The following is a 17,314-nucleotide window of genomic DNA, read 5'->3' on the forward strand; positions in this document are numbered from 1 at the left end:
CGGGACTGCCGACGACTATCCGCCCGCGATGCAGAACGCGTTGCCCTCCGGGTCGGCAAGGACGACCCAGTTGAATTCCGGACCGAAACTGTGCCGCCCGGTCTCGGTGGCCCCGAGCCCCACGACCCGGGCCACCTCGGCCTCCATGTCCGCGGCGTGGAAGTCGAGGTGTACGCGGTTCTTCCCGGGAGTCGGATCGGGCACTCGCTGAAAGCCCAGGTTGGGACCGCCGTCCCGTTGCACCAGGACGAATTCGCCTGGTGCATAGGCGTTTACCGACCCGCTGACCGCCTGCGCCCACCAATCGGCGAGCGTGTCCGGGTCCGCGCAGTCGAACGTGATCATTTCCACCGAGAGTGCCATGGCGCCGACCCTAGATCAGGCCGGTGACAAGAACGCGCGCAATGCCGCCGAGTAGGCCGCCACGTCCCGGGCGCCCATGAGCTCCCTGGCGGAATGCATGGCAAGTTGAGCCGCGCCGACGTCGACGGTCGGGATCCCGGTGCGAGCCGAGGTCATGGGCCCGATGGTGGAGCCGCACGGCAGATCGGCGCGGTGCTCGTAGCGCTGCAGCGGCACCCCGGCCTGATCACAAGCCAGCGCGAACGCCGCCGCGGTACGACCGTCGGTGGCGTAACGCAGGTTGGGCTGCACCTTGAGCACCGGCCCGGCGTTCACCTCGATCAGGTGGCCGGGCTCGTGTCGGTCGGGGTAGTTCGGATGGGTCGCGTGGGCCATGTCCCCGGAGGCCACCATCGATCCGGCCGCCCGGCGCAGGAAATCCTCCCGCGAACCGCCCGCGGCGAGCACGATGCGCTCCAGCACCGTCGGCAACAGCTCGGACTGGGCGCCGTGATCGGAGGTCGAGCCGACCTCCTCGTGGTCGAACAGTGCCAGTACCGGCACCTGCGTGCCCGCGGTCGCCGACAGAAGGCCCTCCAGCCCCGCATAGCAGGTGGCCTGGTTGTCCAGCCTGGGTGCGCTGACGAACTCGCCGCCGGCTCCGGTGATCGCCGAGGGAGTCAGGTCGTGGGTCATCAGGTCGAAGCCCAGCACGTCCGCCTCGGCGGCGCCGGCCCGCTCGGCGACGAATCCGAGGAAGAAGCGGGGCCGCTCCCCGAGCCCCCACACCGCGTTGAGGTGACGCTGCGGATCAGGGCTGACGCCTTTGCGGTCCTCGGACAAATGGATCGCGAGTTGGGGCACCCGCAGGATCGGATCGTCGATGCGGACCAGCCGGTGTTCGATCTGGTTGCCGGCGCGGACCGAGAGCCGGCCGCTGATCCCGAGGTCGCGGTCCAGCCACGAATTCAGCCAGGCCCCGCCGTAGGGCTGCAGCGCGACCACCTGCCAGCCGGCCACGACGCGATCGGGGTGCTGCTTGACCCGCAGATTGGGACTGTCGGTGTGGCCGCCGACCACCCGGAACGGCGCCGCCGGGTCGGCCCCCTCGGTATTCCAGGCCACCAGCGAGCCCGCCCGTACCGTGAAGAACTTGCCCGTACCAGGCCAGCTGTCGGTTTCGGCGAGTTCGGTGAAACCCGCGTCGGCCAGGCGTTGCGCCGCGGTGGCGCAGACATGGAACGGAGATGGCGAGGCATCGATGAACTCACACAGGCCCTGGGCGCTAGCTGGCATCTCTCTATCTTGACCGGGATTTCAACGCGCGCCGCGTTAGGGTCGACGTTGTGCCCGCACCACAGCCCCAGCCGGTCCTGGCGCCGCTGACACCGGCCGCCGTGTTCATGGTCGCGACCATCGACGATGGCGGCGAGGCGGTGGTGCACGACACCCTGACCGATGTTTCAGGTCTGGTGCGTGCCATCGGCTTCCGCGATCCCACCAAGCACCTGTCGGCGATCGTGTCGATCGGGTCCGACGCCTGGGACCGGTTGTTCTCCGGCCCGCGCCCCGCCGAGCTGCACCCGTTCGTCCCACTGGAGGGTCCGCGGCACCGGGCCCCGTCGACTCCGGGTGACCTGCTGTTCCACCTGCGCGCCGAGTCGATGGACGTGTGTTTCGAGCTCGCCACGAAGTTCGCCGATGCCCTGGCCGGCGCCGTGACGATCGTCGACGAGGTGCATGGGTTCAAGTTCTTCGACAACCGCGATTTGATGGGTTTCGTCGACGGCACCGAGAATCCGGATGGCCCGGTGGCGGTCAATGCCAGCCAGATCGGCGACGAGGACCCGGATTTCACCGGCGGGTGTTATGTCCACGTGCAGAAGTACGTGCACGACATGAGTTCGTGGAACTCCCTGTCGACAGAGGAGCAGGAGCGGGTGATCGGCCGCACCAAGCTCGACGACATCGAACTCGACGATGCGGTCAAGCCGGCCAATTCGCATGTTGCACTCAACGTGATCGAAGACGACGAGGGCAACGAGCTGAAGATCATTCGGCACAACATGCCGTTCGGCGAGATCGGCAAGGGCGAGTTCGGTACGTACTACATCGGCTATTCGCGCACCCCGGCGGTGACCGAGCGGATGCTGGACAACATGTTCATCGGCGACCCTCCTGGGAACACCGACCGGATCCTGGATTTCTCCACCGCTCTCACCGGAGGGCTGTTCTTCACCCCCACGATCGATTTTCTGGATGATCCACCGCCGCTGCCGTCGTCGGACGAGTCGGCAACGGCGGAAGCACCACCGGCTCAGGGCCACCGCGACGGCTCGCTCGGCATCGGCAGTCTGAAAGGAATCCCGCAATGAACAACCTGTACCGCGAGCTTGCCCCGATCACCGAGTCCGCCTGGGCCGAGATCGAACTGGAGGCCAGCCGAACCTTCAAGCGGCACATCGCCGGACGGCGCGTGGTCGATGTCAGCGAGCCGGGCGGACCGGTCACCGCGGCGGTCAGCACGGGTCATCTGCTCGACGTCGGCTCTCCCGGTGACGGTGTCGTGGCGCACCTGCGCGACGCCAAACCGCTGGTGCGGCTGCGGGTTCCGTTCACGGTGTCGCGCACCGCGATTGACGACGTCGAGCGCGGCGCGCAGGATTCCGACTGGGATCCGGTGAAGGACGCCGCCAAGAAGCTGGCGTTCGTCGAGGACCGGGCGATCTTCGAGGGCTATCCGGCGGCCTCGATCGAAGGCATCCGCAGCTCGAGCTCCAATCCGGCGCTGGCCCTGCCCGACGATGCCCGCGAGATTCCCGATGTGATCGCCCAGGCCCTTTCGGAGTTGCGCCTGGCCGGTGTCGACGGGCCGTACTCGGTGCTGCTCTCGGCAGCCACCTACACCAAGGTCAGCGAGACCACCGCACACGGTTACCCGATCCGTGAGCACCTGAGCCGGCTGGTCGACGGTGAGATCATCTGGGCACCCGCGATCGATGGCGCGTTCGTATTGTCCACTCGCGGCGGGGATTTCGATCTACAACTGGGCACCGACGTGTCGATCGGCTACCTGTCACACGACGCCGAGAGCGTGCAGCTGTATCTACAGGAGACGATGACGTTCCTGGCCTACACCGCCGAGGCGTCCGTCGCCCTCACTGCCTAGCTGTCAGCCCCGCGAGCGGCGTGTCTGCTGCCCGGCACGCCGCGAATCGGCGACCGTTTGTGGTCGCTCGCCGCGCATGGGAGCGGGTGCGAACTCACCCAAACCAACAACGTTGCTACTCCGCGTCGAATTGCTCGCTATGCAACCTCTCCAGTGCGCGACCGTCGGTGAGCTCTTCACGCAGTTCCGGATGTTTCCAATAATGGCGCACCATCCAATACAGTGCGCCGAAATTGGGTTCGTAACGGTCGGCGTTGGCTACAACTATCGGTTTGTCGTCCTTCAAGATGAAACCGATCGGGTTTCGAGACCGCTTGTCGGGGCTGTCGGTGACATCGACAATATCCCGCCATCGTGCAGTACGTGTTTGGAAAATATCGGCACTTTCAATGCCGTTAGGGCTGAGCCTAAGGTAACCAGAATCCCGACGCTTCAGCAGCGCGGACAATCCGATCAGCGAGATGATCAACAGACATATCATCAAGTATCTGTTGACAGATTCTCCCCCCGGAGTCGCCAATGGCAACTGATCAACGCCGCGAGAAATGAACGCAACGTAGGATGCCGAGCCGAGTGCACCGCCGAACAAAGTGACGGCGAGACACCAGACTATCGAAGGATTAATGCGCAGCGTAGTGCCGGTGTCGCCTGAATCGGCATACCGTGCCGACGATGTGAACCAGGTGACAGCGAACGTAGCGACGGCCCCTGCCATGAACAGGGTCATTCCACCCGCGGTCAGAGCGGCGAAGATGGAACCACGGAGGAGGGCAACGAACGTTTGCGCCAAACTGTAAACGGCGCCGCCCAAGAGAAGCAACACACCTAACCGCCCCAACAGGGATAGTTTGCTATCCCAATTATGTGGCGGTGGCAACGTGCCTATGCGCCGCACAGCACTTCGCCAACTTTAGTGCCGACAGACTTCATCCATTCGCCGGCCATGTATCCGCCTCCGACAGCGAAGGCCGGGCCGGTAACCGGAGCGGCGAAGGGTATCGCCCCACCGACCGCGCCTCCCCCTGTCGCACCGAGGGCATTCCCTGTCAGCGCGAACGCACCAGCGAATACAGAGACGCATTTATCGGCGGGTGTCGATGCAGCGAGGAAGTCGTACATCGACGACATGACACCTAACGCGGGTCCGCCGTACTTCGCACCAGCCCCCACTTTTTCGACTGCGTCCATCGACAGCATCGGGATCTTGCCACCGCCATCGATGTGTGTTTCCAAGCCAGTGAGTACATCCCCGATACGTTCAGGCACAGTTTTCACGAGTAGCGTGCTGTCTGGCGGTAGGACGCCATGCCTGCCGTCCGGCAACGTGAATCCGCCGCTGCGTATACCCTCGGGAGTTTCACTGACGACATATTGCGTTCCGTCTGCCCAATTCATGATGGTCTGTTTACTGCCGCCGGGCTTGCTCGTGGAAGTGGTCCACGAAATCAATTCACCGTTGGCGGCGTAGTGATTTTCGGTAATCATCGTCTGAGTTATTCTGTTGTGCGGGTTTGGCGCAATTTCGGTTATGACGTGCTTGCTTCCGTCCTGCATAACGAGGGTTTTTTCTAAGTGACCGTCCTTATTGAGTCGCGAACTCGTCTCACGAACCGTTGTCGCCATCTCCTCACCACGAACCGTCGCCTGTTGCATCAAACCGACGGGATTCCGGGGATCAGGGACATCATCGCCTGGTCGCTGCGCACCGGGAACCATCATGCCGGGCAGATCACCAGGGACGCTGGGGGGAACGAACCCGAGCTGCTTTGCAGCCGTCATCACCTGATCAGCGGTGTTATTGTCGGCGTCACCGACCGCACCCAAGAGCTGATTGATGGCAGCCTGCTCGGTCACAACCTGCTTCTTCAGCTCATTGATTTGCTCGGCCGACTGCGTTCCGGGATCGATTAGCACCACCCAACCTTCCGAGACGTTGAGCGGGCCGCCGTCAATCTCATCAGCTTTGTCCAACAGGGCTTTTCGGGCGGCTCCGATGGTGGCGGCACCCTCGTTGAGGGCTTTGGCGATGGCGCCCGCGTAGTGATTGAACGCGGTGGCCGCAGTGTGCGCTCGCCCAAACATCGCAGAAGCGGCCTCATGAGCAGGCCCGGCCCACACCTTGGTCTCAGGCATGGTCTTGACGTTGTAGTCGATCCTGTCGACGGCATCTACGACAACCTGACCGGCGGAGTCGACCGCCCGACTCGTGAATCTGAGTGCGTCGGGATTCCATCCCTCAAGCCGGGAACGTGATGGGAGCACGGATTTAGAAGATCCCTTTGAAGTTTCGCTCAAGGTTCGCGTCGGTCACCTCGTAGGTGTTACCCGCACCGCGCACGGCCTGGCCCATATCAGCGACGTTGGCAGCGATCCCGTCGACACGCTCGGTGGCATGCGTGCCAACTAGCCGTGCTACCCACTGTGTGGTGGATCCTGGCAGATTGTCAGCAGCAGCGGATACTTTGCCGCCGACGTCCGCCTCATGAATAACTGACGAGGCTATGTCCACCTGACCGGCGAAAGCACGCAACACTTCTGGATCAACTAACACCGACCTCCCCCAACTCCACGCGGCGAGCACTGCCCGTGCAACACGGCCGCCCATGTGAAACTAACACGGACAAAACCGGTCTCAGGACACAAATCCGGTTGCTAAACCGCCAGAACCGCGTCCAGCGCGGAGTAGAACAACCCGAGCCCGTCATCAGACGGACCGGTCAACGCCTCGGTGGCGTGTTCGGGGTGTGGCATCAGGCCGACGACGCGGCGGTTTTCCGAGCACACGCCGGCGATGCCGCGCATCGATCCGTTGAGGTTCTCGCGGTAGCGGAACACCACGCGGTCCTCGCCCTCGAGTTCGTCGAGCACCGTCTCGGAGGCGACGTAGCGGCCCTCGCCGGACTTGAGCGGGATCAGCAGGTCGGCACCGGCGTCATACCGGGTCGTCCAGGCCGTGGTGTTGGAGGCCACCTCCAGCCACACGTCGCGGCAGATGAAGTGCAGGCCCGCGTTGCGGGTGAGCGCACCGGGCAGCAGCCCGGCCTCGCACAGCACCTGGAAGCCGTTGCAGATGCCGAGCACGGGCATGCCCTTGCCGGCCGCCTCGATGACCGAGCCCATGACGGGCGCGAACTTCGCGATCGCCCCGCAGCGCAGGTAGTCGCCGTAGGAGAAGCCGCCGGGGACGACGACCGCGTCGACGCCCTTCAGGTCGGCGTCGGCATGCCAGAGGCTCACCGCCTCCGCCCCGGCCAGACGAACTGCGCGGGCCGCGTCGATGTCATCGAGCGTGCCGGGGAAGGTGATCACCCCGACACGGGTGCTCAAGAGTCCTCCCGGCTCACCGAGAAGTCCTCGATAACGGTGTTGGCCAGCAGAGATTCAGCGATCTCGGCCAGGGTTTCGTCGGCTACGGAGTCGTCGACTTCGAGCTCGAAACGCTTGCCTTGACGGACGTCCGCGATACCGCCGTGTCCGAGCCGACCAAGTGCCCCGACAATCGCCTGACCCTGCGGGTCGAGGATCTCTGCCTTGGGCATGACGTGCACAACCACCTTTGCCACGGCGCACACTCTACCGGCACGACGCTATGTAAGCCGTGCACAGTGGGTCGGCCAGCGCATCGAGCACCTGGTTGTCCGCCTGCGCCGACCATGGAACCTGGGGCGGCGTGCTCGACCACATGGCCAGTTCCACGATGGTGCTGTTGTTCGGGTCGGCGAGCAGGTACTGGTGCAGCACCCGGGTGTTGCCGAGGTTCATCGCGGCCACCAGCCGGCCGGGCCGATCGGTGGTGATCGACGTTCCCGCCTCCGGACAGCTGCGCAGCGCCCCGGCCGCGCCCTGCACGACAGCGAGCGCGGTCTGACCACCCTGCCAGGTGTCGCCACGCCAGTGGATCACCTGGACCCTCAGTTGCCAGTGCCCGGCGGGCTGGGAGACCTCGGCCCGCGCCGCGACGGCGTAACCGCGCGGGTCACCGGGTATCGGCGGTGACGCGCACTCCTCCTCGAAGCGGAAGCGCGGTGCCACCGATGTCACGGCCAAGCCGGCCAGGCCGGGCCAGCGGTACTGGCGGTTCAACGGGAGTTCAGAGGGGGCGACCCACGCCGAATCCGGGATGCGGTCGCACAGTGGCGGACAGTCGGCGCTGGGCTCCGACCGCGCCGAAGGCGGCCCCACGGCCAGCCCGCAGAGCACGATCGACATCGCCACGATCACCCGCCATATCCCCACCGAGCGCCACAATATAGGTATGCAACTCACGCATTTCGGACATTCGTGCCTACTGGCCGGTATTTCGGACACCACTGTGCTGTTCGACCCGGGCACCTTCTCACACGGTTTCGAAGGCATCACCGGTCTGTCGGCCATCCTGATCACCCACCAGCACCCGGATCACGCCGACACCGCCCGGTTGCCCGCGCTGATCGAGGCCAACCCGCAAGCGGCGCTGTACGCCGACCCCCAGACCGCGGCTCAACTGGGCGCCCCCTGGAAGGCGGTACATCCGGGCGACGAGTTCCGGATCGGCTCGCTCAACGTACGGGGGACCGGCGGTCGGCATGCCGTGATCCACCCGGAAATCCCTGTGATCGACAACATTTCGTATTTGTTGGGCGACGACGAGCACCCGGCGCGGCTCATGCACCCCGGTGATGCGCTGTTCGTGCCGGGCGAACCGGTGGACGTGCTTGCCACGCCCGCGGCCGCCCCCTGGATGAAAATTTCGGAGGCCGTGGACTACCTGCGCGCGGTCGCACCGAGCAGGGCGGTGCCGATCCATCAGGGCATCATCGAGCCGAACGCGCGGGGGATCTACTACGGTCGGCTGGCCGAGATGACGAACACCGAATTCCAGGTGCTCACCGAGGAAAACGGCACTCAGTTCTGACCGCGAGTGCGACAGCGAGCCAAGGGGCCGGGGGCCTACGCAATGTCTCCGGCCGCGCCACGACCGGCCGCGCGGCCGGAGAAGATGCAGCCGCCCAGGAACGTGCCCTCCAGGGACCGGTAGCCATGCACCCCACCGCCGCCGAATCCGGCGGCCTCGCCCGCGGCATAGAGGCCGGCGAACGCGGTGCCGTCCTCCTTGAGTACGCGCGAGTCCAGATCGGTTTCCAACCCGCCCAAGGACTTTCGGGTCAGAATATGCAGTTTTACGGCGATCATCGGTCCGGCCTTCGGATCGGTGAGCCGATGCGGGGCCACGACGCGACTGAACCGGTCACCGAGGTAGCCGCGGGCCGCCCGGATCGCGGTGACCTGCCCGTCCTTGGTGAACTTGTTGACCACCTCACGATCCCGCGCGGTGACTTCGGCGGCCACTGTGGCGTAGTCGAGTTCGACCACATCCGGCACATCGTTCATGGCGGCGACGAGTTCGCGCAGCGTGCGGGCGCTGACGAAGTCGACTCCGCGGTCGACGAATGCCTGTACCGGCGCCGGTGCGCCGGGACGTACCCGTGACAGCACCTCGCGCACGCTGCGCGAGGTGAGGTCGGGGTTCTGCTCCTGACCCGACAACGCGAACTCCTTGGCGATGATCCGCGCGTTGAGGATGAACCAGGTGTAATCCTGCCCGGTGCGGCAGATGTGCTCGAGCGTGCCCAGGGTGTCGAAGCCGGGATACAGCGGGCCGGGCAACCGTTTTCCGTTGGCGTCCAACCACAATGACGAGGGGCCGGGCAGGATGCGGATACCGTGGTCGGGCCAGATGGGGTCGTAGTTGGTGATGCCTTCGGTGTAGTGCCACATCCGGTCGCTGTTGATGACGTTTGCGCCGGCAGCCTCGGAGATGCCGATCATCCGGCCGTCGACGTGCGCGGGGACACCGCTGAGCAATTGCTCGGGCACCCGGCCCATGCGAGCCGGCCAGTTCTTACGCACCAGATCGTGGTTGCCGCCGATCCCGCCGCTGGCCACGATCACCGCGGAAGCGCGGAACTCGAACTCCCCGACGACGTTCCGTGACGACGCTGCCCCGCGTGGGGCGTCGGACGGCTCCAGCACCGCACCACGCACCCCCGTCACGGCCCCCTCAGAGACGATGAGCTCGTCAACGCGGTGCCGGTGCGCGAACCGCACCCGGGGCTCCCCCGCCAACCGGCGGGCGAAGACGTCGACGATCGCCGGCCCGGTCCCCCAGGTGATGTGGAACCGCGGCACCGAATTGCCGTGACCCAGCGCGCCGTAACCGCCCCGTTCGGCCCACCCGACCAACGGGAAGGTCTGCAGGCCCCGGGCGCGCAACCAGCTGCGTTTCTCCCCGGCCGCGAAATCGACATAAGCGTGCGCCCACTCCCGGGGCCAATGGTCCTCGGGACGGTCGAACCCCGCGGTGCCCAGCCAGTCCTGCAACGCCAGTTCCTGGCTGTCGCGGATACCGAGCCTGCGCTGTTCGGGGCTGTCGACGAAAAAGAGTCCACCGAAAGACCAGAATGCCTGGCCGCCCAGGTTGGCAGCGTTCTCCTGATCGAGGACGAGGACTCGGAGGCTCCGGCCCGAATTCCCGGCTCCGCCGGGGTGCTCGACCAGTTCGCACGCTGCCACCAGCCCGGCGAGACCCGCCCCCACGACAATGACATCGGCGTCTGCCATGAGACGCAAGACTAGCCGTTGTCAGGCCGCGTCGGTCAGTACCGAAAATCCTCGCCACTGGTAGACGGCGGGCACGCACTGGTGCAGCAAAGCCAGGTCGATCGCATCGAGCATGGCCTGCCGGGGGCCGGGCCGGCGCAGGTGCCGTGCGGCAACCGCGACGCGGACCGTGCCTGCGCGGCGCGCCGTGCGTTCCGCCGAGAGCACGACGGTGCGGCACCACCACGGCTCCGACAGAAATCCCTCTCCGATGCCCACCACGCGGGCTCGTGTCGTGGTCTGGCGGACCAGGTCGGTGACCCCGTTCAGATCGGCCAGCAAACGAAAGCCGTTGCGCGGCAAGGCTCTCACCGTGCCGGGCGAGACGGTCCAGCCGGGAGCGGCGAACAGCCTGGTACGCAAGCCGACATGCTCGAGCACCCGGTCGGCGCCCATCAACCTCAGGTTGGCCTCGTGGGCAGGCAGCGAGGCAAACTCGCCGCGACGCTTCTTGGTGGCCGCCTCGTCGTAGCCGTGCAACACGACGGCGTCGCCGCCACTGCGACGTCGGGCCACCCACTCGACGGTGTCGGCGTCGCGATCCAACCGGTAGCCACCTTTGAGCCGGGGTGCCACCAACAATGAGGCGGGCACGCCACGGGCATCGAGTTCGGCGGAGAAGGACGCGACATCACCCAGCGTGCGATCGCTGAGCTGCGATATCGAGACGATGAGTTGTCCGGTCACGCTGCCAGTGTGGCAACGTCACATGTCGGGACGGTGTCGAACACTCTGACACAGAGTGTCCATTGGGCCAGAGATCAGGCCGGCAGGACCGCCTCGATGGCCGCGATCACCTCGGGTGCGTCCGGCTCGGTGCGGGGACGGAACCGGTTGGCCACCTCACCGCCGGGGGTCAGCAGGAACTTCTCGAAGTTCCACTGGATATCGCCGGCCTCTCCGGCGACGTCGGCGGCTTGGGCCAGCTCGGCGTAGAGCGGGTGACGGTCGGCGCCGTTGACGTCGGCCTTGGCCAGCAACGGGAACGTCACGCCGTACGTGGTCGAGCAGAACGTCTGGATCTCCTCGGCGGAGCCCGGCTCCTGACCCATGAACTGGTTGCACGGGACCCCGACGACGGTCAGCCCGCGAGCCGCGTATTCCTGCGCGAGCTTCTCCAGCGCGCTGTACTGCGGCGTCAATCCGCATTTCGAGGCCACGTTGACCACCAGTGCAGCGCCGTCGGCCAACTCGGCCAATGTGGTGGATTTGCCGTCGAGGGTGGTCAGCGGGATGTCCTTGAGGCTCATGCTTGCGACGCTACCGGACCTACCCGTCGAACAAGATCGCGGCCAGACCCTCCACCTTCGCGATCGGATCACCCGCGGTGTCGATCGCGTCGTTGAGCCACAACATCGAAAAACCATGCACCAGAGACCAAGCCGCCAGAGCTGCACCGTTCGGATCGGCAGCGGCCTTCGGATCGGCCAGGGTACCGACGCCGCGGTTCAGCTCGGCGCCGGCGGCCGCCGAGGCGGCAACCAGCTGGGCGTCGGCGTCGTCGTAGAGCGATTTATCGAACATCACCTGGTAGTGGCCGGGGTGGTCGAGGGCGAACCGCACATAGGCCTTGGCGGCATCGATGAATTGCGGCCGGGCGTCAGTCAACGCCGCGGCCAGAAGCTGAAACCCTTCGGTGGCCAGCGCGGTGAACAAGCCGCGCCGGTCCGTGAAGTGGTGCGCGGGAGCGGCGTGGGAGACGCCCGCGGCGCGGGCTAGCTCGCGTAGCGAAATGCCGTCGGCGCCACGCTCGGCCACCAGGTCGGCGGCCTGAGCGAGGATCACGGCCCGCAGGTCGCCGTGGTGATAGCCCATGCCGGCCATCCTAGCCCCGAATCTTGACAACGACTAGATCAGTGCCCGCGTGCGTCGATCGATACCGACGATCCCGCAGTCAGGCGTTCGGACCGCCGAAGAGGCTGCCCACCTGGCCGCTGCCGTAATTGTCGGGATCGGCGGCAGCCAGCAGCCAGGCGTACTGGAACGCGGCTTCCTTCCACCGCTCGTAGCGTCCGGACAGACCACCGTGGCCGGCCACCATCTCCGTCTTCAGCAGTACCGGATGACCATCGGTCTTCGCGTGCCGCAGGGCCGCAACCCATTTGGCCGGTTCGACGTAGTACACCCGGGTGTCGTTGAGCGAGGTCATCGCCAGGATGGCCGGATAGTCCTGCGCCGCCACATTCTCGTAGGGCGTGTATGACTTCATGTAGCGGTAAACCTCGGGGTCCTCCAACGGATTTCCCCACTCGTCCCACTCGGTCACGGTCAGCGGCAAGGACGGGTCCAGGATCGTGGTCAACGCATCGACGAACGGCACCTGGGCCAGAATTCCGGCGAACAGCTCCGGAGCCATGTTGGCCACCGCGCCCATCAACAAGCCACCGGCGCTGCCCCCGAGAGCCACCAGGTTCTGCGGTCGGGTCACTCCGGTGTCCACGAGATGCCGTGCGGCCGCGATGAAGTCGGTGAAGGTGTTGGCCTTCTCCAGAAGCTTGCCGTGCTCATACCACGGCCGCCCCAACTCTCCGCCCCCGCGCACGTGAGCGATCACGAACACCATGCCGCGGTCCAAAAGCGACAACCTTGCGATCGAGAACCGCGGATCCTCACACGACTCGTAAGCGCCATAGCCGTAGAGCAACGCCGGCGCCGGGAACTGCAGTCCGGCCCGATGGATGATGGAGATCGGGATCCGCGCCCCGTCGGATGCGATCGCCCAATCCCGGCGCTCCACATAGTCTTCGGGCCGGTAGCCGCCCAGCACAGGTTGCTCCCGCAGCAGGGTGCGCTCGCCAGCGCGCACGTGAGGAGCACCTTCGGGCTTAGCCAGGTCCAGATCGTAGATCCGGGCCGGCGTGATGAACGACGTCGCCCCGATCCGCAGCTTGGGAGTGGACCAGTTCGGGTTGCCGCCCATTCCTGCGGCCGTCAGCTCGGAGTCGAAGGTCAGCTCCTCGCGCGTGCCGTAGCCATCGGCCGTGAGCGGCCACAGCGCCATCTTCGGCAATGCCTCACTGCGATAGCTGATCACCAGGAAGCCGTCGAACGCGTCGACACCGTCCAGACGCACATCGGTCCGGTGTTCGATCACGGTGCGGAAATCACTCGGGTCACTGACCGGAGCGTCGACCAACATGAAGTTCTCGGCACCGTCGTTGTGCAGGATCAGGAACCGGTCCTCACCGCCGACCACAGCGTGCTCGACGGAGTACTCCACCAGATCGCGACGCTCCCACACCGTGGTGAGTTCGGCGGTCGGGTCATTCGCGTCCACATAACGGACCTCGGTGGTGACCGCGCTGCCCGAGGCGACGAACAGGTACTTGTCACTGCGGCTGCGCCCGATCGCGACCCAGAACCGTTCGTCGGGTTCGTGGTAGACCTTCTCAGAAGGCAGACCGGAGGCCAGCCGATGCCGCCATACGGTGTCCGGCCGCCACGCGTCATCCACCGTGGTGTAGTACAGGGTGCGGCTGTCGGCGGCCCAGGTGCCGCCCGCGCCGATCCCCGTGATCGTGTCGTCGTAGAGCTCGCCGGTACGTAAATCCTTGAACTTCAAGGTATATCGCTCGTCACCCTTGACGTCCACCGAGTAGGCCAGGATGTTGCCGTCCAGGCTCACCGTGGCCGCACCGAGCGAGAAATACTCGTGGCCGTCGGCCTCGATATTCTCGTCGAGCAGGACCTGCTCGCCGGGGAGCTCGGCCCCCTCGCCGAGCTCGGGTGGGGTCCAGTCGTCGGGATCGCCGATCGGGCACCGGCAGTGCACCGCGTACTGCTTGCCCTCGAAGCTACGTGCGTAATACCACCAGCCGTTGCGGCGCATCGGCACCGAAAGATCGGTTTCCTTGGTGCGGGCCTTGATCTCGTCGAAGATCTTCTGCCGCAATGGTTCCAGATGGGCGGTGGCGACCTCGGTGTAGGCGTTCTCGGCCTCCAGGTGCGCGATCACCTCGGGATTGTCCTTGTCGCGCAACCATTCATAAGGATCGATGAACACGTCACCGTGATGTTCGCGGCGGTGATTGCCGCGCTTGGCCACCGGGGGCTGCACCGACTGGCTCATGCACCGATCCAATCGTCGAAGCGCAAGCCCGAAATCCGTTCGTAGGCCTCGATGTACCGGCCCCTGGTGGCGGCCACGATCTCCTCGGGCAATGGTGGCGGCGGGGTGCCGCCGTGCCGATCCCAGCCAGAGTCCGGCCCGGTCAGCCAGTTGCGGACGAACTGTTTGTCGAAGCTGTCCTGCACCACACCCTGCCGATAGGTCTCGGCGCGCCAATACCGGGAAGAGTCCGGGGTGAAGACCTCATCGGCCAGAACCACCGTGCCGTCCTGGTCGACGCCGAACTCGAACTTGGTGTCGGCGATGATGATGCCCTTGGTGAGCGCATGATCCGCACCTTGGATGTAGGTCTGCAGCGTGCGTTCCTTGAGCTGATTGGCCAGCGCCGGGCCAACCAGATCGATCACGTGGTCGAACGAGATGTTCTCGTCATGCTCGCCGATGTCCGCCTTGGTGGCCGGGGTGAACAGCGGCTCGTCGAACTTGCTCGCCTCACCGAGCCCGGGTGGCAGCGGGATCCCGCACACCGATCCCGAGGCTTGATAGTCGAGCAGCCCCGAGCCGGTCAGGTAGCCCCGGGCTACACACTCCACGGGCAGCATCTTCAGTTGCTTGACCACCAGCGCGCGGCCCAGCACGTCGGCGGGAATGCGCTTGTCGTCCGGTGGGCCGGCCAGATGATTGGGAGCGCTGATCAGGTCGAAGAAGAACACGCTCATCGCCGTCAGGATCCGGCCCTTATCCGGGATCTGCGAGTCGAGGACGTAGTCGTAGGCCGAGATCCGGTCGGTCGCCACGAACAGCAGGTGCTCGTCGTCGATGCGGTACAACTCGCGGACTTTGCCGCTGGCCAGGTGCTGATAGTCGGACAGAGCGGGGCGCATTGGGCCAGCCTATGTGTTGGGATCTGTTTCATGAGATCGCGGTACCTGCCCTATGCCAGCAGACCCGGCCGCTTGTTGGCCCAGTTGTTCAGCGACGTGGCCGTCATCACCTGGACCGCGGTGTGGATATTGGTCGGGGTGGCGGTCTATTCGGCGGTGTCGACCATCGCCGAGGTCGGCAGGCAGGTCCAGAGCGGCGCCAACGGCGTTGCCGACAACCTCGGCTCCGCCGGCGACAGCACCGACAACGTTCCGCTGATCGGTGACACCTTGAGCAAACCGCTGCGCGCCGCCAGTGACGCGGCCCTCGACATCGCCGGTGCGGGCGCCAACCTGGACAGCACCGCGAGCTGGCTGGCCTGGGTGTTGGCCCTGGCGGTGGCCGCCGCACCGATCCTGTTCGTCGCCATGCCCTGGCTCTATCTCCGGGTGCGGTTCTTCCGGCGCAAGTGGACCGCGATCACCCTGGCCTCGACCGCGGCCGGGGAACAGTTGCTCGCCCTGCGGGCACTGGCCAACCGGCCGCTGGCCAAGCTGACATCCGTGTCCGATGACCCGGTCGGGGCGTGGCGCAGCCAAGACCGGCAGGCCATTCGCGGCCTGGCCGCCCTGGAGCTGCGGTCGGCCGGCATGCGTCTGCGCCGCATCGAGTGATTTCCCAGTGATTTGTGGAGTTTTAGCCGTCACGAGCACGGTTAGAACTCCACAAATCGCAGGGTGGGAACCGTTTGACGACCCAACCACGTCCAATCGCATGTGCTGGACGACTATCTGCGGGACCACGACGGCGTCATCACCCTGGCTCAGGCCAAGCAGTCAGGACTCAGCCAGGACATGGTTGACTGCCGGGTGAAGGCCGGGCGCTGGATCCGCTGCGCCCGCGGCGTGTACTTCGTTGATGACAGGCCGTTCACCGACAGTGCCCGTGCTCGGGTCGGCGTGTGGTCGTATGGCCCGCACGCGGTCGCAAGCGGGCTGGTTGCCGCATGGTGGCACGGGATTACCAAGTACCCACCGCAGATCATCGAAGCGACTGTTCCGCGGGCCAGTCGGCTTCGGGCACACCCTGGTACGAAACTGCGCCGGCGGGACCTCGACCCGCATGACGTCGTCGAACGCCGCGGACTACAAGTGACCACGTTGCCGCTCACTGTCGTCGAAGCCGCAGCCCGCCGTGGTGGCGGCACCAAGCTGATGGACACCGCGCTGCAGCGCCATACCGAACTGCGTGACCTGTGGCGGGCACATCTTCGCAACAAAGGCAGGCACGGCTCGCCCGCTGCGCGCAGGTTGCTCATCGCAGCGGCCGACGGAGCACGGTCAGAAGCCGAACGGCTGCTGATCAAGCTGCTCAGAGAAGCCCGCATCACAGGATGGAAGGCCAACTACCGCCTGGGCCGCTATGTGATCGACGTGGCTTTTCCCGGTCACAAGGTCGCTGTCGAGACCGATGGCTGGGCTTTTCACCACGACCACGACGACTTTCACAAGGACCGCGTCAAGCAAAATGAGATCGCCCTGATGGGCTGGCAGGTACTGCGATTCACCTGGTTGGACCTGACCGAGTATCCGCAGCGGGTGATCGCCGAGATTCGCCTGGCTATCCAGTCAAGCGCCGCAGCCAGCTTCCGAACGGTTGCCGCACGGTGACCGACCCCATCCGCACGCGGCCGCGCACGATGAGATGCAGCTGATCCGACGGCGGGCTGGTGCGTACCTTGACCGTGGAACTGCCTGCGATCGCGTCGACGCTGTTGAGATCGGCGGTGGCCGCGGCGGGAACGATGAGCTCGGTGCTGCTGCAGTAATCGTCGATGACGATCTCGACCACAGGCCGGGACAGCACCGCAGAGGTGAAGTCGAGGGTTGTGCTGCACAGCCGAGTGTTGAGGCGCAGGGACGGCGCCACCCTCCACTGTCCGCGCCGCACGATCGAGGACATCCAGCCGCGCAGTTCCTCTGGGGCCTGGTCGAGCGCCGCCGCGGGCAGGTGCGGTGCGGCGGCCGTCGGGGGCAGGGCCATCGGCAGGTCCGCCACGACTGCGCCCAACTCGCCACGCGTGCGGGCGGCCAGGGCGGCGTCGTAGCGGTCGCTGAATTCGTCGAGCGTGATCATGCCCTCGGCGACCGCACGTTCGAGGAGTTGCCCCACCTTCGCGCGCTCGGCGTCTGAGACTCGGAGGTGGTCATTCGGGCCGGAGTCCATGCCCC

General features: G+C 65.7%; 20 protein-coding genes. 5 read left to right on the top strand and 15 right to left on the bottom strand.

From position 1 onward, the window contains the following. Positions 1–15 precede the first annotated feature (15 nt). Together E0T84_RS10255 and E0T84_RS10260 are read right to left on the bottom strand one after the other, a co-directional pair. Entirely contained in the window at positions 16–363 is a 348-nt protein-coding gene (locus E0T84_RS10255; protein ID WP_070947062.1) for a VOC family protein, read from the bottom strand. A gap of 15 nt (positions 364–378) precedes the next feature. Continuing rightward, positions 379–1,638, bottom strand: a complete 1,260-nt coding sequence (locus E0T84_RS10260; RefSeq protein ID WP_138744395.1) for a M18 family aminopeptidase — start codon at positions 1,636–1,638, stop codon at positions 379–381. A 50-nt stretch (positions 1,639–1,688) separates the two neighbouring features. On the opposite strand from E0T84_RS10260, the gene E0T84_RS10265 reads away from it, so the two are divergent. Next, complete coding sequence (locus tag E0T84_RS10265) at positions 1,689–2,717, top strand: Dyp-type peroxidase (protein WP_138744396.1); 1,029 nt, start codon at positions 1,689–1,691, stop codon at positions 2,715–2,717. Next, entirely contained in the window at positions 2,714–3,511 is a 798-nt protein-coding gene (locus tag E0T84_RS10270) for a family 1 encapsulin nanocompartment shell protein (protein WP_070947065.1), read from the top strand. The genes E0T84_RS10265 and E0T84_RS10270 overlap by 4 nt, the downstream gene beginning before the upstream one ends. Positions 3,512–3,626: 115 nt before the next feature. Here E0T84_RS10270 and E0T84_RS10275 read toward each other — a convergent pair whose 3' ends face one another. The 6 genes from E0T84_RS10275 to E0T84_RS10300 form a co-directional block, all read right to left on the bottom strand. Further along, positions 3,627–4,334 (bottom strand): hypothetical protein, encoded by a 708-nt coding sequence (locus E0T84_RS10275; RefSeq protein WP_138744397.1) that lies wholly within the window; start codon positions 4,332–4,334, stop codon positions 3,627–3,629. 59 nt (positions 4,335–4,393) lie between these two features. Further along, positions 4,394–5,644: a hypothetical protein gene (locus E0T84_RS10280; protein WP_138744398.1), complete on the bottom strand. Its 1,251-nt coding sequence runs from the start codon at positions 5,642–5,644 to the stop codon at positions 4,394–4,396. 133 nt (positions 5,645–5,777) lie between these two features. Then, complete coding sequence (locus E0T84_RS10285; RefSeq protein WP_138744399.1) at positions 5,778–6,062, bottom strand: hypothetical protein; 285 nt, start codon at positions 6,060–6,062, stop codon at positions 5,778–5,780. Between the two features lie 101 nt (positions 6,063–6,163). After that, positions 6,164–6,838 carry a phosphoribosylformylglycinamidine synthase subunit PurQ gene (gene purQ, locus E0T84_RS10290; RefSeq protein WP_138744400.1) on the bottom strand — a complete coding sequence of 225 codons (675 nt, stop codon included), beginning with the start codon at positions 6,836–6,838 and terminating at the stop codon, positions 6,164–6,166. Continuing rightward, positions 6,835–7,074 (bottom strand): phosphoribosylformylglycinamidine synthase subunit PurS, encoded by a 240-nt coding sequence (purS, locus tag E0T84_RS10295; RefSeq protein WP_054603966.1) that lies wholly within the window; start codon positions 7,072–7,074, stop codon positions 6,835–6,837. The genes purQ and purS overlap by 4 nt, the downstream gene beginning before the upstream one ends. Positions 7,075–7,084: 10 nt before the next feature. Next, positions 7,085–7,720, bottom strand: a complete 636-nt coding sequence (locus tag E0T84_RS10300; protein WP_070947078.1) for an ATPase — start codon at positions 7,718–7,720, stop codon at positions 7,085–7,087. 46 nt (positions 7,721–7,766) lie between these two features. Between E0T84_RS10300 and E0T84_RS10305 the strand changes: the two genes are divergently transcribed. Then, positions 7,767–8,405 carry an MBL fold metallo-hydrolase gene (locus E0T84_RS10305; RefSeq protein ID WP_171054974.1) on the top strand — a complete coding sequence of 213 codons (639 nt, stop codon included), beginning with the start codon at positions 7,767–7,769 and terminating at the stop codon, positions 8,403–8,405. A gap of 35 nt (positions 8,406–8,440) precedes the next feature. Here the strand turns inward: E0T84_RS10305 and E0T84_RS10310 are convergent, their stop codons facing one another. From E0T84_RS10310 to E0T84_RS10335, 6 genes are all read right to left on the bottom strand, one after another. Continuing rightward, on the bottom strand, positions 8,441–10,111 hold the full coding sequence (locus E0T84_RS10310) for an FAD-binding dehydrogenase (RefSeq protein WP_070947068.1): 1,671 nt from the start codon (positions 10,109–10,111) through the stop codon (positions 8,441–8,443). Positions 10,112–10,132: 21 nt separating this feature from the next. Next, complete coding sequence (locus tag E0T84_RS10315; RefSeq protein WP_138744401.1) at positions 10,133–10,837, bottom strand: DUF2334 domain-containing protein; 705 nt, start codon at positions 10,835–10,837, stop codon at positions 10,133–10,135. A gap of 74 nt (positions 10,838–10,911) precedes the next feature. Beyond that, positions 10,912–11,400, bottom strand: coding sequence for a glutathione peroxidase (locus tag E0T84_RS10320; protein ID WP_138744402.1), 489 nt, complete (start codon positions 11,398–11,400; stop codon positions 10,912–10,914). A 19-nt stretch (positions 11,401–11,419) separates the two neighbouring features. Next, the gene (locus E0T84_RS10325) at positions 11,420–11,965 is read right to left on the bottom strand and encodes a TetR/AcrR family transcriptional regulator (RefSeq protein WP_070947079.1); all 546 of its coding nucleotides are present in this window, start codon (positions 11,963–11,965) and stop codon (positions 11,420–11,422) included. A 79-nt stretch (positions 11,966–12,044) separates the two neighbouring features. Next, positions 12,045–14,219, bottom strand: a complete 2,175-nt coding sequence (locus E0T84_RS10330) for a S9 family peptidase (RefSeq protein WP_138744403.1) — start codon at positions 14,217–14,219, stop codon at positions 12,045–12,047. Then, positions 14,216–15,103 (bottom strand): phosphoribosylaminoimidazolesuccinocarboxamide synthase, encoded by an 888-nt coding sequence (locus E0T84_RS10335; protein ID WP_138744404.1) that lies wholly within the window; start codon positions 15,101–15,103, stop codon positions 14,216–14,218. The genes E0T84_RS10330 and E0T84_RS10335 overlap by 4 nt, the downstream gene beginning before the upstream one ends. A gap of 30 nt (positions 15,104–15,133) precedes the next feature. On the opposite strand from E0T84_RS10335, the gene E0T84_RS10340 reads away from it, so the two are divergent. Further along, complete coding sequence (locus E0T84_RS10340; protein ID WP_138744405.1) at positions 15,134–15,757, top strand: hypothetical protein; 624 nt, start codon at positions 15,134–15,136, stop codon at positions 15,755–15,757. Positions 15,758–15,859: 102 nt separating this feature from the next. Next, on the top strand, positions 15,860–16,753 hold the full coding sequence (locus E0T84_RS10345) for a DUF559 domain-containing protein (RefSeq protein WP_138744406.1): 894 nt from the start codon (positions 15,860–15,862) through the stop codon (positions 16,751–16,753). On the opposite strand, the gene E0T84_RS10350 is transcribed toward E0T84_RS10345, so the two are convergent. Continuing rightward, complete coding sequence (locus tag E0T84_RS10350) at positions 16,704–17,309, bottom strand: DUF1707 domain-containing protein (RefSeq protein ID WP_138744407.1); 606 nt, start codon at positions 17,307–17,309, stop codon at positions 16,704–16,706. The genes E0T84_RS10345 and E0T84_RS10350 overlap by 50 nt on opposite strands. Between the last annotated feature and the right edge of the window lie 5 nt (positions 17,310–17,314).

This window comes from Mycobacterium sp. DBP42 (assembly GCF_005924235.1).
GTDB classification, from domain to species: domain Bacteria; phylum Actinomycetota; class Actinomycetes; order Mycobacteriales; family Mycobacteriaceae; genus Mycobacterium; species Mycobacterium syngnathidarum.